General features: G+C 34.4%; 12 protein-coding genes, 1 pseudogene and 1 riboswitch. Of the genes and pseudogenes, 12 read left to right on the top strand and 1 reads right to left on the bottom strand.

What is annotated here, in order from left to right; all coding sequences use genetic code 11:
- Positions 1–379 precede the first annotated feature (379 nt).
- Positions 380–473, top strand: a riboswitch (cyclic di-GMP riboswitch).
- Positions 474–613: 140 nt separating this feature from the next.
- From E5329_RS25350 to E5329_RS25400, 11 genes are all read left to right on the top strand, one after another.
- Positions 614–1,975, top strand: coding sequence for a B12-binding domain-containing radical SAM protein (locus E5329_RS25350; protein ID WP_168356771.1), 1,362 nt, complete (start codon positions 614–616; stop codon positions 1,973–1,975).
- 63 nt (positions 1,976–2,038) lie between these two features.
- On the top strand, positions 2,039–2,248 hold the full coding sequence (locus E5329_RS25355; RefSeq protein ID WP_135992021.1) for a hypothetical protein: 210 nt from the start codon (positions 2,039–2,041) through the stop codon (positions 2,246–2,248).
- A gap of 114 nt (positions 2,249–2,362) precedes the next feature.
- Positions 2,363–3,355 carry a radical SAM/SPASM domain-containing protein gene (locus E5329_RS25360; RefSeq protein WP_168356772.1) on the top strand — a complete coding sequence of 331 codons (993 nt, stop codon included), beginning with the start codon at positions 2,363–2,365 and terminating at the stop codon, positions 3,353–3,355.
- Positions 3,356–3,367: 12 nt separating this feature from the next.
- Positions 3,368–4,156 carry a PqqD family protein gene (locus tag E5329_RS25365; RefSeq protein ID WP_135992023.1) on the top strand — a complete coding sequence of 263 codons (789 nt, stop codon included), beginning with the start codon at positions 3,368–3,370 and terminating at the stop codon, positions 4,154–4,156.
- Positions 4,157–4,171: 15 nt separating this feature from the next.
- Complete coding sequence (locus tag E5329_RS25370; protein ID WP_135992024.1) at positions 4,172–4,633, top strand: hypothetical protein; 462 nt, start codon at positions 4,172–4,174, stop codon at positions 4,631–4,633.
- A 313-nt stretch (positions 4,634–4,946) separates the two neighbouring features.
- A complete protein-coding gene (locus tag E5329_RS25375; protein ID WP_135992025.1) occupies positions 4,947–5,507 on the top strand; it encodes a phosphotransferase-like protein in 561 nt (186 codons plus the stop codon).
- 84 nt (positions 5,508–5,591) lie between these two features.
- Positions 5,592–5,855 (top strand): metalloregulator ArsR/SmtB family transcription factor, encoded by a 264-nt coding sequence (locus E5329_RS25380; protein WP_135992026.1) that lies wholly within the window; start codon positions 5,592–5,594, stop codon positions 5,853–5,855.
- Between the two features lie 4 nt (positions 5,856–5,859).
- Entirely contained in the window at positions 5,860–6,540 is a 681-nt protein-coding gene (locus E5329_RS25385) for an SdpI family protein (protein WP_135992027.1), read from the top strand.
- A 47-nt stretch (positions 6,541–6,587) separates the two neighbouring features.
- Positions 6,588–6,929 carry an SdpI family protein gene (locus E5329_RS25390; RefSeq protein WP_135992028.1) on the top strand — a complete coding sequence of 114 codons (342 nt, stop codon included), beginning with the start codon at positions 6,588–6,590 and terminating at the stop codon, positions 6,927–6,929.
- A gap of 116 nt (positions 6,930–7,045) precedes the next feature.
- Positions 7,046–9,283, top strand: a complete 2,238-nt coding sequence (locus E5329_RS25395) for a peptidase domain-containing ABC transporter (RefSeq protein ID WP_330572353.1) — start codon at positions 7,046–7,048, stop codon at positions 9,281–9,283.
- Positions 9,280–10,932: an HlyD family efflux transporter periplasmic adaptor subunit gene (locus E5329_RS25400; protein WP_135992029.1), complete on the top strand. Its 1,653-nt coding sequence runs from the start codon at positions 9,280–9,282 to the stop codon at positions 10,930–10,932. The genes E5329_RS25395 and E5329_RS25400 overlap by 4 nt, the downstream gene beginning before the upstream one ends.
- Before the next feature lie 992 nt (positions 10,933–11,924).
- Here the strand turns inward: E5329_RS25400 and E5329_RS25405 are convergent.
- Positions 11,925–13,284: pseudogene (locus E5329_RS25405) on the bottom strand (transposase).
- 161 nt (positions 13,285–13,445) lie between these two features.
- Here E5329_RS25405 and E5329_RS25410 point away from each other — a divergent pair.
- Positions 13,446–14,255 carry a YhfC family intramembrane metalloprotease gene (locus tag E5329_RS25410; RefSeq protein ID WP_135992030.1) on the top strand — a complete coding sequence of 270 codons (810 nt, stop codon included), beginning with the start codon at positions 13,446–13,448 and terminating at the stop codon, positions 14,253–14,255.
- Positions 14,256–14,613: the final 358 nt, after the last annotated feature.

Raw genomic sequence — 14,613 nt, forward strand, 5'->3', positions numbered from 1 at the left:
TGAATATTCTTGCGTCAAGAAACCGTGATTCCGGCGCAGTGGAAACCTACATTCCGGATACGGAAACCGCCTTTGAGTGGCTTAACTACCATTCATAAGAAATTGAGCCAATGTCAAGCCCAAAGCCGCTTTGCGGGGCATTAGCCGGCTTTATATTGGTGAAATTTCTTGTATGCTGGATAATTGCCAATCGGTTTCCTAACCACCGGACAGCATGGACACCAAGACCGGAATATTCAGTTGAATCCAGAAAAAATCTTTTGTATCTTTTGTGAAAAACAAACAAAATACAAGAGCGAATGGGAATGTGTTTAGTGTGTTTTGCACAAATAGTAACTTTCGATGCAAATAAAATAGTCGATATAATGTCGTATTATGTTAAGGGTCTTGGCAAACTTGTAGAAATGCAAGGACGCAAAGCTAGAAGTCTACGATAATCTTTGAAAGATTATATAGATAGTTCGGTTGCAATAGCGGTTATTGCAGCCTCTTTTTGTGTATTAGCTAGCATTATATTGATAATATGAAATTTTATTATAAAGAGCCTTTTCTATTAAATTCGGAAAATGTGCATAATGATAACTGCCGAAAAGTAAATGATAAGGAGATTGATATGAAAACATTAATTACATCTATACCTATTTGTATGTCGAATGATAGTAGGGATTTTATAAGCATGCGAGTTGCACCAACAACAGCTATTTATTTGTTGGCGGCAGTTGCTTTGAAAGAAGGCATTGATATTGCCCTTTTAGATCCTTACGAAATGCAGCTTGAAGTTGGAAAACATGGACTTAGAGAGACAATAAAGAGCAAAATGGACGAATTTGATGTGATTTGTTTATCTTCAAATACTTTGAATTGGTCCAATACGGTTAAGGTTATTAAAGAAATAAGAGAACTGTATGGTAAAAATAAAGTAATTGTATTGGGTGGAATTCATCCTACATATTTTTATGAACATATAATAAATGATTTGGAGGTAGATTATATCCTAAGAGGAGAAGGAGAAATGTCTTTTCCTAAATTTTTAAAATGTTTAGTAAACAAAAGTGATTTAGATTGTGTGGAAGGATTAGTAAGAAAGAAATGTGAAGGAACTACAACAAATCAAAAAGTTCCAATTATCGATGATGAAACATATAAAAAATTACCGTTGCCGGAGTTTGATTTAATGCCAAAAGGTGTTTATAACTTGTTGCCAGTTGAAACGTCAAGAGGCTGTAAATATAATTGTGCGTTTTGTTCAGTACCGCATAGAAATAATTGGCGAGCTTTTGATGAGAAAGTAGTTATTAATAGAGGCACACAAATTATAAGCAAACATATTGATAAAGTAAACACAAAGCAAGTTTTTATTACAGATGATTGCTTGACTGCTGATTTTGAAAGAGCAGGAAAGATAATGGATAAATTAATGAAAATAGATGAAGAAATCCTTTTTGGTGTTGAAACACGTGCTACGGATTGGCTAAAACCAAATGTGGATATAGGAATTAGAACTTTTGGTTCTAGTCAGATTTCAAGGCTACAGTTTGGAGTAGAATGTGGATACAATGAAGGGCTGAAGAAAATATCTAAAGGGTTAACTGTTGAATTGTTAGAAGGGACGGTGGCAATATTAGAAAAAAACAATATGTTGAGTAGGGCATATTTCTCATTTATTGTTGGATTTCCATGGGAAACAATGGATGACTGTTTAAATACAGTAGATTTTGCAGCGTATTTAGAAAATCGTTGTGGAAGATTAGGCTGTGTAAATGTCAATTGGTTGCAAATATATCCTTCAAATATATGGAGAGACAGGGAAAAATATGTAATTGTAGCTGAGCCGGATATTTTTGACGATGAAATGTTTATTGAAGATAAGTATTACGAATTATTTCATCCAACATTGAGCCGAAGCGAACATGATTATGTGGTAGAGCAGATAAATAAATATGAAAATATAGGTATTTATTTACGTAATTATTAAGGGGATTATGATTAATCCTCAATGCCCTACGTTATTGTATTTTTTGAATGGAGGTGTTTAATTGTGGAAGATAAGAAATATGTAAAACCAATGTTATACGACATGAATGAAACGGAATTACAGTCAGTTGACGGTGGAGCGTTTATAGTTGCTGTAGGTGTTTTAGTTGCAGCTGTTTTAGTCGCTGGTGCGTACACAGTAGTTGCGGCAGGAATGGTAGTTGACGTTGGAGCAGCAGTGCATGCTACAATTGGTGCTACGACTTGGGTATAAATTGCATTTTTTAATAAATATTGTTAAAAAAAATGTAAGGTAACAATAGTAACAAAAAATAGCGTAGGGTATTGTGAAATCTTAAAATAGAATTAAATGAAAGGAGTACTACTTATGCAGAATGCAGAAAAAAAGTGGTATATAGATAGCAGTGGACCAAAGTTCTTTTCGCTAGACGTAACAGGTGCTTGTAATTTTAAGTGTCTTCACTGTTACAATGATAGCGGGAAAAAATTAGAAGATGAATTGACAGATGAGGAAATCATAGATGTCGCAAGACAAATAGCAGAATTCCAGCCAGAGTCTGTGTGTTTATGTGGTGGAGAAACTATGTTGAGAAGTAATTTGCTTGACATAATTAGGATATTATCTGAAAAGGTACCAGCTGTTAATATGGTGTCGAATGGCTCGCTATTTAACGAAGAAAAGTTAATCGCAATTAAAGAGGCAGGGTTATCGACGTTGCAGATAAGTTTAGATGGATTGAATTCAATGCAGCATGATACATTTAGAGGGGTTGTTGGAGCTTTTGATAAGGCTGTCGAATCAATAAAGATAGCAAAAAAGGTTGGTTTGGGACTATATATATCATTTGTTCCTAATAAATTAAATCATGAGACGCTTATAGAATATCTTGATTTTTGTTATGGATTGGGGGTAGATTCTGTTCGAATAATGCCGCTAATTCCAATGGGGCGAGGAAGTAGAATTGATTCATTGTTATTGTCAACTGAAGAATATTGTACATTGCAATTAAAAATTCTGAATTATAAAGAAAAATTAAAAGGGACTAGTCAGATGTTAGAGTGGGGAGATCCTTTGGATCATTATATGAGACTTCCTAATAATACTATTAACGGATATAAAAGTTTAACATATGAAGTTAAAGCAAATGGAAATATTACTGTTTCGACATATCTTCCTTTAGTTGTTGGAAACGTAAGGAAGCATTCACTAAGAGAATATTGGGAAAATGGATATGCGGACATATGGGAGAATCCACAGGTTTTAGATTATATAGGTAGAATAAAAAATATATATGACATTAACAATATGGAACCAAAGCCATATACCGGTGAATATTATTATGTTAATATAATGGAATAGTAGGAGGCACTTATGAAATATATAGTAAAAGAAGTATCAGTTAAAAAAATACAAAAGGGTGAAAATACAGTAATCTTAGTAAATGGCGGAGATTACCAATTGGTGTTAAATCCAACAGCTTTAGAAGTGTTTGATATTATTGACAAATTTAGTACAACAGAACAATTGTTAGAACAATTGTGTCAAATATATGGTGGAGTAGATAAGAGGGTTTTGGAGAAAGACTTAAATGAAATATTAAGAATATTTGAAATTTATGGTTTAATTACGATCGAAAAGGAAGAAAAAGAGAATGATGGAGTAAGTAAATACATAATTTCTGGAGATGTTAATTATCAGTTGATTAGTGATTTTGTTTTAAAAACGTTAGAATGCGATGAAGCAGTAAAGTTTGGACAAAAGTCTCCTGAATACTATATGCCAGTGTTTTTAAGATATAGGGTTATGCAGAATCTTGAATTTGGTGTATATGCAGAAAGTGGAAGTAAGGTTGTGGGATACATGTCTACAAGTGCAAATCCTGCAAATTCATCTAAGACATTAGTTATTAATGATATTTTTATGGATGAGAGTTTGTCAGATGATGAAATTGTTCGTCATTTGAGTGGAATGATAAATCGTGTTTTTAGAATAGTAGCATCGACTCGAGCTGTTTCTAAAATTAGATTGGCTACATATGGTGAAATGGCAACACAGAGAATGATTGATATTCTTTTGCGTATAGGATTTGAGGTCGAAGGTGTGTTGAAGGATGAGACGCTTTTGGGTGACATGACTTTTTATACATATTTTGTTAAGTAAGGAGTGGAGTGCAAAATGTGTTTAATAGGTTCTGTGTGTTTCCAAAATGTTATGCATGGACGTTGCAAAGGCACACTTACGGAAATACAACAGTTTCAAAAAAGAATAGTCGATACATTAGTGGAATTAGATGCTTATGATGAGGGCGGTTCTATAAAAAGGATAAATTCATCGGAAGTAGTTAATGAAAAACATATTGTAGATATGGACATATGGATATTACTCAATAAACCAGTTAATATATCAGGAGAGTTTGAATTTATAGAAGAATTTAGTTTGTCAAATATCTTGATAATTGAGCATGTTGGTGGACCAGAAGAAAGTCAAAAGACAATTGCGAAGATGAATTTGTACATGCAGGAACATAATTTGAAAGCAATAGGTTCAGCGTATAATCATTCTTTGCACAAGGTGAAAAGAGGATTATCTGAAGATGAAATGCACTTTAAGATATATCTAAGCATTGAAAACAAATAGAGTTAAGCCTGTCAATAGAGTGTTGATGGGCTTTATGTGAATATTCTTGCGTCAAGAAACCGTGATTCCGGCGCAGTGGAAACCTACATTCCGGATACGGAAACCGCCTTTGAGTGGCTTAACTACCATTCATAAGAAATTGAGCCAATGTCAAGCCCAAAGCCGCTTTGAGGGGCATTAGCCGGCTTTATATTGGTGAAATTTCTTGTATGCTGGATAATTGCCAATCGGTTTCCTAACCACCGGACAGCATGGACACCAAGACCGGAATATTCATTTATGTATGTCTAGTATAAAAAATTAGGTGAAAAATATGAGTCGAGTTATAATAGTTACAGGTGTATCATGTACAGGAAAAAGTACGTTGGTTAATAGATTTTGTGAAGAAGCAAAAGAGTTATATTATAGAATTTCATTAGATGATTTCTATAATATGCTTCCACTAAATAATAGATCTGTTATCGAAGACGACTATATTTATCAAACAAATCGTTTGATGTGGTACGTTGTTAGATATTTAATCTCAGAAAGAAAAAATGTTATTGTAGATACAATTTTATTATATAAGGAGGAACATAAAAATATTCTTAAAGAAATTGAAAGTGTGCTCAGGAATCAGGAGTTGTTGCTAGTGAAGTTAAAATGTAGTATAGAGGAGCTGAAAGAAAGGGCGAAAAACAGGGGAGATAGAGATTTTAATTTGATACAAAGACAGGTTGCAATGAGTTTTGATGATAGTTATTTTGATGTTGTTTTAGATAGTTCAGGAGATACAATAAATGAAAATGTAAGAAAACTTATTGTGAAAAACGATGATAGTATTTCGTTTAATCAAATTAGTAGGTTGTTGAAGTTAATAGAAGTGGAAGAATAACTATTTCAAAAAAAATTGAAATAGTTATTGACAAATGAAAATGGGGTTTTTATAATGATAGTATCATAGAGAGGAGGGATGAAGATGCTTCCAGCTTTATTTAAAGCATTGTCAGATGAGACAAGAAGGGAAATATTATGTCTGCTTCAAAATGGTGCTATGAATGCGGGAAGTATTTCAGAAGAGTTAAAGATTGCGCCAAATAAATTGACATATCATTTGAATTTGTTAAAAGAAGCAGACTTAATATTAGAATATAAAGTTAAAAACTATGTATATTATGAACAGAATATTACATTGTTAGATGAAGCGATTATTTGGTTAGAAAATTTAAAGCAAAAGAGGTGAGCTGATGAAAAATATGAAAATATGGATAATTCCAATCTTGTCGACGGTATTAAATCTTATTGCAATATTTCTTTTGCCAGAGCGTATACCAATTCATTATGACATCCATGGTAATGCAGATTCATGGGGACCCAAATATATGGTTTTTGTTGTTTTGTTAATAATTTATTTGTTGACTATTTTATTTGAAGAATTGGTAAAAAAGATTAATAGATGTATAGAAAATTGTAATATAGATGAGGAGAAGCAGAAAAAGAAAAATCTTATAAAAAATATATATTATGTGGGTTTTTTAACAGAATGTTTGCTGTTTTTAATAAATATAATAATGGTTATTATACCATGTGTTTTTTTACAAACAAAATCTGATGAACAACAAATAGAATTTATTAAAATAGTGATTATATTTGTTTCGATTTTAATGATTATTTTTGGCAACTATCTTCCGAAATGTAAAAGAAATTCTATTCTTGGTATTAGAACAAGATGGAGCTTACAAGATGATAAAAATTGGAATAAGATGCAAAAATTGGGCGGTAAACTTTTTGTGATGGCAGGATTGATTAATACACTGGTAGGATGTTTCGTTGATGTAGAAAATGTTTTAATGATTTTTTTCCTAATTACAACGATACTAGTATTTGCAATAATTTTTTATCCATTGTACGAAAAGGTCAGACATTAAAAGCAAGTAAAAAAGAATAGATTATTAGGTATTAAGGAGGACTGGAAATGCTGATATTTACAATTATTATGTCACTTACTATGTTGGGAATGGGATTATATCTTGGAAAAGGTGGACCTAAAGAGATTAACAAATGTTTAGGTTATAGAAGCAAAAGAGCTATGAGTAGTCAAGAAAGTTGGGAGTTTGCACAAAAAGAAGCAGGAAAGATATACAAGATATTTGCATTAGTTAATTTATTATTGTTTAGTATTATATTCATGCTGATAAAAGGAAAAGAAAATTATAACGATATTTTTCTTATTTGTGCATATATAGAGATAGCTTTACTCATAGTGCCGATACCTGTTGTGGAGATAAAACTTAAAAGATTTTTAAATAAGAAGTAATTAGTTTTAAAATGAACTATAACAATAAAACATAAGATACAGATGAGTTCCCAGGGAGAAGTGTTATGATAGATACCTAGGAACTTAGTTGTAAAGATAATGAAAGGAATGCAGTTTTGCAATGTACGAATAAAATGAAATATTATTGTATAAGGCAACATGATATTACGGATTGTGGTGCTGCTTGTCTTGCAACTATTTGTAAACAAAACGGTTACAAGATAGGCATTACTAAGATACGTGAAGTAGCAGGAACAGATAAACAGGGAACAAATGCGTGTGGTGTGATCAAAGCAGCAGAACAACTGGGTTTTAGTGCAAAGGGAGTAAAGGGTAATATGGAAGCAATTCACTCTGAATTTCCGCTACCTTGCATTGCACATGTTATTGTAGACGGTGGGTTGTTACACTATGTAGTCATACATAAAATTACAAAAAAACAAGTGATTATTGCAGATCCGGCTGTAGGAATTGTAAAACTTACCCCAGAGGAGTTTTTGGGAAAAGTCCATGTGGAAGGAAAACCACCAAAATATCAGTGGAGTGGTGTTTTGATTCTGCTTGTAAAGAATGAAACATTTAAGAAGGGCGATGAAACAAAAGGATTGTTTAGTCGCTTTTTTCATTTGCTATTACCACAGAAGAAATTAATTTTGCAGATTTTTGTAGCCTCTTTGGTATATACAGTTCTTGGCATTATAGGAGCTTTTTACTTTAAGGAATTAGTAGATAGTGTATTACCAGGTGGTTTGAAGAAAACTTTGATGACTCTGTCAATAGGTGTGATTTTGCTGAATATATTTAAGGTGATTTTGAATGCGGTTCGTTCGCATCTATTACTCTATTTGAGTCAAAAACTGGATATTGCATTACTTCTCGGGTACTATCGCCATGTGATTGAACTTCCTATGAATTTTTTTGGAACTAGAAAGGTAGGAGAAATTATTTCTAGATTCAATGATGCAGGAAAAGTACGTGATGCCATATCAGGTGCAACTTTAACTATTATGATAGATACACTTATGGCTATTGTGGGAGCCATAATCTTATATATGCAAAATGCAAAAATGTTTGGAATTACATTGATAATAGTTATTTTGTATGGGATTATTGTTGTGTCCTTTCATAAATGGTATGAAAAATTGAACCGTAGACAGATGGAGAATAATGCCCAGCTTACTTCCTATATGGTGGAGTCCTTAAATGGTATACAAACAGTAAAGACATATAATGCAGAGCGAAAAGCAAACAGAGAAACGGAAATTAAATTTGTCCGGTTGCTTCGGAGCATATTTGATTTGACATGGGTTAATAACCTACAGACTTCCTTAAAGACTTTTGTAGAATTAGTAGGTGGAATTGTAATACTTTGGGTTGGCGGTTTTAGCGTTATTAATGGAGAAATGACTATCGGTGCATTGATTACATTTAATTCGTTACTTGCCTATTTCCTTGACCCGGTAAAGAATCTGATTAATTTGCAACCTCAGATGCAAACTGCTGTGGTTGCGGCAGACCGCTTGGGAGAGATACTAGATTTAGAGGCAGAGAAAACGGAGGCGGAATACCGTAAGCTTGCATCTGCAAGCCTTGCAGGCGATATTGAGATTAAGAACTTAAATTTTCGCTATGGTACTAGAAAACTGGTGCTTGAGGATATTAACCTGAAAATAGAAAAAGGGCAAAAAATAGCATTTGTAGGAGAAAGTGGTTCCGGTAAGACGACACTTTCCAAACTACTGCTCCACCTCTATGCACCAGAAACCGGAGACATTTTAATCAATGAAAACAATATCGAAGATATTCAGCTGGAAACCATAAGAGAAAGAATTGCATATATTCCACAGGAAACCTTTTTGTTTAGTGGCTCCATTTTTGAAAACTTAACTTTGGGACTGGATGATACAACTATGGATGATATCATAGAAGCTTCCAAAATGGCACAGGCACATGAGTTTATCAATGAACTTCCTCTTCGTTACGAGACAAGACTGGAAGAAAATGGAACAAACCTTTCCGGAGGTCAGAGACAGCGACTTGCCATTGCAAGGGCAATGCTTAAGAAACCGGATATTTTGATACTGGATGAAGCAACCAGTAATCTGGATGCCATTACAGAGCGTGCATTGGATAGAACTATCCATGAATTTGCAAAGGATATGACTGCCATATTTATTGCACACCGTTTAAGTACCATAAAGAACTGTGATAGGATTTATGTGATGGATAAAGGAAGGATTGTGGAACGGGGAACGCATCGAGAACTGATTGAATTAGGTGGTAAATATGCATATCTTGTAAAACAACAATCTTTGGATGAAAATACCGTAAAGGAAGGCGGTGATGCTGTATGAAACCAATTATTGTAGATATGAAGGATATGAGTGATAGCACTGAGATCTATGAATCAAAACCAAACCGCTTTTTGGTATATACCATATATCTCATTCTGATTATAGTGGTAGTTGCAGTTTTATGGATGTCTTTATTTAAGATGGATATTGTAGTAAAAAGTAACGGACTATTTAAAGGAAGCAACGCTGTTTATGAAATCAGTAGTGGTGTCACAGGAAGTGTAAAGAAAACTTATATAGAAAATGGACAGTATGTAACAGAAGGTGATGTTCTTTATGTTCTTTCTATAGACGAGCTTTCCGATACGATTCTACGTTATCAAAATGAGTTGGAAGCTGCAAAAGCTCGACTTGAAATCTTATCGGTATACGAAAAAAGTCTCGATGGAGATAAAACTGAATTAGAAGCATTATCAAATAATGAATATTATGATGAGTTTATAAATAGAAGGGAATTATTATACGCCAATGTAAACTTAAGCGAGAGTGATACAGCCGGACAGGTTACATTGTATCAGGGCAATGTAGATTCCATATCTGGAACCATCGCGAAATATAATGAAAAAATTGAGAAGCTTAACAATGTAAAACAATGTATTATGACTCGGAATAATACTTTTGATTCAAGCGAAGGTATTTATTACAGTATGGTGAGCAGCTACCTTGCGTCATACAATTACACATCCGTACAATATGATAATCAGATAAATGATTACCAAAGGCAAATAGACGAGTATGAAGATCAGATAAAAAAAGCTGAGGCTTCAAAAGAAGATGAACCTGCAACCTGGAATGAAACAGTAAGCGGTAATGATATAGTAAATGAAAATGAGGCGAATGTTACTCAGCCCGTGGGTAGTGCTGTTGATGTGGAAGAACTTCAAAAACAAAGAGATACATTGATTACTGCAAGGGATTCAGTACAAAAAGAAAAAACACAAGCCTTAATGAATCTGGAATTGCAACAGATTACAACTATTGAACAACAGATTTCAGGATATAATGATACAATTCTATCGTTGGAAACAAATCTGACATCTGCAAAATTACAGTTAGATGCGGTGAATGGTGTAGATAATAAAGCAAAGGAAACGGTTGCAATTCTTACAGAAAAAGGAAACATAGAAGCAGAAATTTTAACCTATGAAGATAAGGTAAAGGAATGTGAAACTTATTTAAAGAGCTATGATATTCAGAATGATAATTGTATCGTAAAGGCAAATGTGTCCGGATATTTTTATGTTTCACAAGAATTGAAAACAGGAAGCTTTGTGCAGGAGGGAACCACTATTGGAACCATATATCCAGAGACAGAATCAAAGTATTATGCGGAGATTTATATAGAAAATACGGATATAGCCAAAGTGAAAGAAGGACAGGAGGTAAAGTTCGAAATTGCTGCTTATCCATCCAGTGAATACGGATACTTTGAAGGAGTTGTAGATAATATAGCTAAGGACATTTCAGTTGACCAAAGTACAGGATATGCCTACTATATGGTGAGAGTTAAGTGTGAAAATATGACTTTAAAAGGAAAAGATGGAGAAGAAGCAACTCTTATGAATGGTATGGCTTGTCAGTCAAAAATAGTCGTAGACGAGAAAAATGTGTTGACTTATCTTTTGGAAAAGATTGATTTATGGGATTGATTCATATTGTTCAAATAAGCGATAGAAGGTGTTGTTGTGAGAAATATTATAAATCTAGGTAACGTTTCAGAACGTCAGTAGCAGTTAAGAAATGTTCTTTGTACAAATCGGAGAAAATTAATTTGTTTTTTTCTTTTTGTTGCGATTTGTAGATAAAAGTTCTCTTACTTTTGCCACTCAATATTAACAGTAGGTAATACATGTAAAACAGTAAATTATAGGCTTCAAAATCATCCATATAGATGTTTTGAATGTATTTAATACTATCAGTGCCTTAAGTGCAATATTTATCTACTGTAATTTTGAACATTTTTTAAAAGATTAGAATTCAATTTCTCTGTAGTTCAGCTATATAAAGCAAGAAAAGAAAGGTAAGAAGGTGGTTAGGAGGCTGTTTGGTAGTATAGTTGAATTAGTGATGCAACTGATGGAATATAATGCTACGCCGTTAAAACAAAATGAAAAGTCTACTGTAAGGGAACTAAAGGAAAAGTTTAACAAGAATTCCAAGAACAGCTTTAAACCGGCTTCCAGTGGAGCACTTAAAAGGCACCTGTAAACAAAGAATGCATATTGTGCCAGAAATTGAACAAAGAGCAGGGGCTAGATAGGACATGACGTGGTAAATTTTGTTGTCCTTATTGTGATATCTGCCTTGATAAAGTGTGTATCAGAGAAACAGGTTATGAGATTGATGCAGGAATTACAGTGAATTTTACAGCCTGTGGAAACTCAGATTTCATTTGCCTAATTGAGTTCGAAAGAGTTGGAGGTGATGCCATGTGTAGAACTAAGGGATGACGATACATAATAAAAAATAAAATAATATAGGTAATTGTTAAATGATTTCTTCCTCCATGTGGATAACTATCGGCTATATAAGGAGAAAAAACAGAACATTTGTCAGAGTAAGTTTAAAATTATCAAAAAATATTTGATATTAGACATATTTTAATAAGCCTAAACAAGAATTATGAAAATTTATTGCTTTTTCAGGCAATTAATGGTTTTAGGCTTCGGATGTATTGTGGACAATTTATACGATGGGCAACAATAACGGTAAGCTGGCTGGAAATGCCAGCCAGGAAGACATCTGCTTTTGTGGCGGCATGGTTGCGGGTCTTTCTTCCAGCGATACACATATTGTCCTTGAAGTGATGAATGGCACGCTCTACGATCGTTCTGATCTTATAAAGAGATGTCCATTCGTCAGAATCCCGCTGAATGCCGGGGAACATGCGAAAATCCATATTGTCATAGGCGTAAGTGGTGCGTCCATTTGTCACGGGCTGAACGGCCTTTCTCGTGACAGTGCCCGGCATATTTCATATCCAGACTACTGTCTTTGGGGCAGGTGGGATAACCATAGATATTGTAGTCGACTTTTTCAAGGGTGCTTTCGTTTCTTGGATTATAAGGAATCAGAGCTCTGGAAAAGTGGAATTCATCCTTAAGGAAACCGTAGGTCTCTATGGTGTCAAAAGCGGAATCACCAAGAAAAGTATCCGGGTGAAACTGTGGATGTAAGGTGAAGAAATCAAAGAGTATCGGTTTGAGTGAAGAAGAATCGCCAACCGATTTATCCTCGTCCGGAGAATCCGATTTCTTTTCCACAGGCATTTCTGGGTGTGAATGTTTAAAATCATCATCCAGGAAAGTGATGTGGCGGACAATGCCAAGGCCATTGGTAAGAATTGCAAACTTGTCGGCATAACAGAAATGCCCATTAATATACTGCTGTTTGGCATCGGGGCAGGAGGCAGCCTGTGAAGGCATAAGTCCGTAAGCCATTTTGTATGGGTCAACATCAGGATTGCCTTTATAGAAAGATTTGAGACGTCTGATGAGGGAATTAAGAGTTTTCGGATTGTTTTCCGAGACATAGAGCTCAATGCCAGAAGTATCGAAAGTAAGCATATTGGCAAGGGAGCGGTCGATCGCCTGACAGATGGGTTCTGTGTAGTCGACCATGTGCTGGAACATGAGTTCAATGTAAGGAAGAAAGTTCTGTTTAAAGCGCGTGAAAAGGGAGGCGTCAGGGACCTTGGAGAAGCCGCAGAAGTCTCTTAATTCCTTACATAGGGAAAGGAAGAGGATCAGCAGAGAATCGGTAGGGATAGAAAAGATTTTCTGAAGGATGAGTGCCGAGAGGAAACCGGTAAGAGGATAGGTTCGTTTCCTGCCAAGGGACTGGTAAAAAGCGTGATAGAAGACAGAAGGAATGTAATCAGAGATATCAAAATGAGCCTCAAGGAGTTGGAAGAAGGAAGGAGTATCGTTAACAAAGATATCCTGACAGTCTGAAAAGGTTTCTTTTAATGAAATCTGATGGAATAAAGTTTTAGCAGCCATAAATTTTCTCCTCCGTTCGTGTGTAGGGTGTTTGCTGTCACTTATATTTTACCATGAGCGGAGAGAAAATTTATATAAAAAGTGTAAGAAAATCAAATAAAATCAAAGGGTTTGGCAATTTAACAATTGCCTAAGTAAAATAATAAAAAAGGAGACAAAGTATGGAGACAACACTTATAGAATGGGGAACAATATCTATAGCAAGTATGCTTGGAATGACGATTACGTTGATTATTGCAGTAGGACTGCCCGTCATCCTATTGGCTCTAGTATATAAGAAAACAAAAGCTAAAATATCTAGTTTTTTTATAGGATGTGGTATTTTTGTATTATTTGCACTGATTTTAGAGCAGATTATACATTCTATCGTGCTAGGGATTACGGGTACTTTTTTGACGGATCATATTATTCTGTATGGTTTATACGGTGGGTTGGCAGCAGCGTTATTTGAAGAAACTGGTCGATGGATAGCAATGAAATTTTTTATGAAGAAGAATTTGAATAAGCAGAATGCACTGATGTATGGTGTGGGTCATGGCGGAATAGAAGCCTTTATCATTGTGGGATTAACTTATGTCAGCAATTTATTGACAGCGATTATGATTAATTCTGGTAGCTTGCAGACCTCTCTAGCTGTTCTGGATGAGGGAATACAACAGGCAACTTATGAACAGTTAAAGCCGTTATGGGAGTTGCCTGCATGGCAGTTCTATATGGCAGGAGTGGAGCGGTCAATTGCTATTATTTTTCATATTGCACTTTCAATACTTGTATATAAAGCAGTAAAAAGTGGTCGAAAGCGGTTTTGGCTGGTGGCATTCTTACTGCATTTTACGGTTGATTTCCTAACAGTGGTAATCAGCGGCTATGGTGCACCTATTTGGGCAATCGAGATAGTATTGTTGATGATGGTTCTTTTTCTTGCCCTTTATGTACGCAAACTGTATCAAGAGGATATGGAAGAAATATAGAAACATAACATAGAGTGGGCAGTGGCATAAATTAACCATAGGATTTGTAATATAGAATGATATTTGATTGGTTGGTATAATAAAGTGTGGTTGGAAAATAATAGTTTTTATAGGAACATTTTTAATCAAACACTACTTGAAGTGATGATTGCTGCTTTTTCATATTTATACAGAAAAAATATGATGGACTAAATTATTGGGAAAGATATTTAAAACAGGACAAACGCATGAATGAATAAATTGTGAACAAAAAGCACTTTTACTTAGTGCCTGCTGATTAAACTTAAAATGCTTGATTTTACTCAATGTCATTAACTTAAGGAATCTTTTACATTTGAATTGTAAAAGGTTCCTTTTT

This window comes from Petralouisia muris, from assembly GCF_004793545.1.
In the GTDB taxonomy this organism is placed as follows: Bacteria; Bacillota; Clostridia; order Lachnospirales; family Lachnospiraceae; genus Petralouisia; species Petralouisia muris.

Coding starts and splice junctions, on each gene's coding strand:
- E5329_RS25350 (WP_168356771.1), top strand. CDS start 614: ATGAAAACATTAATTACATCTATACCTATTTGTATGTCGAATGATAGT.
- E5329_RS25360 (WP_168356772.1), top strand. CDS start 2,363: ATGCAGAATGCAGAAAAAAAGTGGTATATAGATAGCAGTGGACCAAAG.
- E5329_RS25365 (WP_135992023.1), top strand. CDS start 3,368: ATGAAATATATAGTAAAAGAAGTATCAGTTAAAAAAATACAAAAGGGT.
- E5329_RS25370 (WP_135992024.1), top strand. CDS start 4,172: ATGTGTTTAATAGGTTCTGTGTGTTTCCAAAATGTTATGCATGGACGT.
- E5329_RS25375 (WP_135992025.1), top strand. CDS start 4,947: ATGAGTCGAGTTATAATAGTTACAGGTGTATCATGTACAGGAAAAAGT.
- E5329_RS25380 (WP_135992026.1), top strand. CDS start 5,592: ATGCTTCCAGCTTTATTTAAAGCATTGTCAGATGAGACAAGAAGGGAA.
- E5329_RS25385 (WP_135992027.1), top strand. CDS start 5,860: ATGAAAAATATGAAAATATGGATAATTCCAATCTTGTCGACGGTATTA.
- E5329_RS25390 (WP_135992028.1), top strand. CDS start 6,588: ATGCTGATATTTACAATTATTATGTCACTTACTATGTTGGGAATGGGA.
- E5329_RS25400 (WP_135992029.1), top strand. CDS start 9,280: ATGAAACCAATTATTGTAGATATGAAGGATATGAGTGATAGCACTGAG.
- E5329_RS25410 (WP_135992030.1), top strand. CDS start 13,446: ATGGAGACAACACTTATAGAATGGGGAACAATATCTATAGCAAGTATG.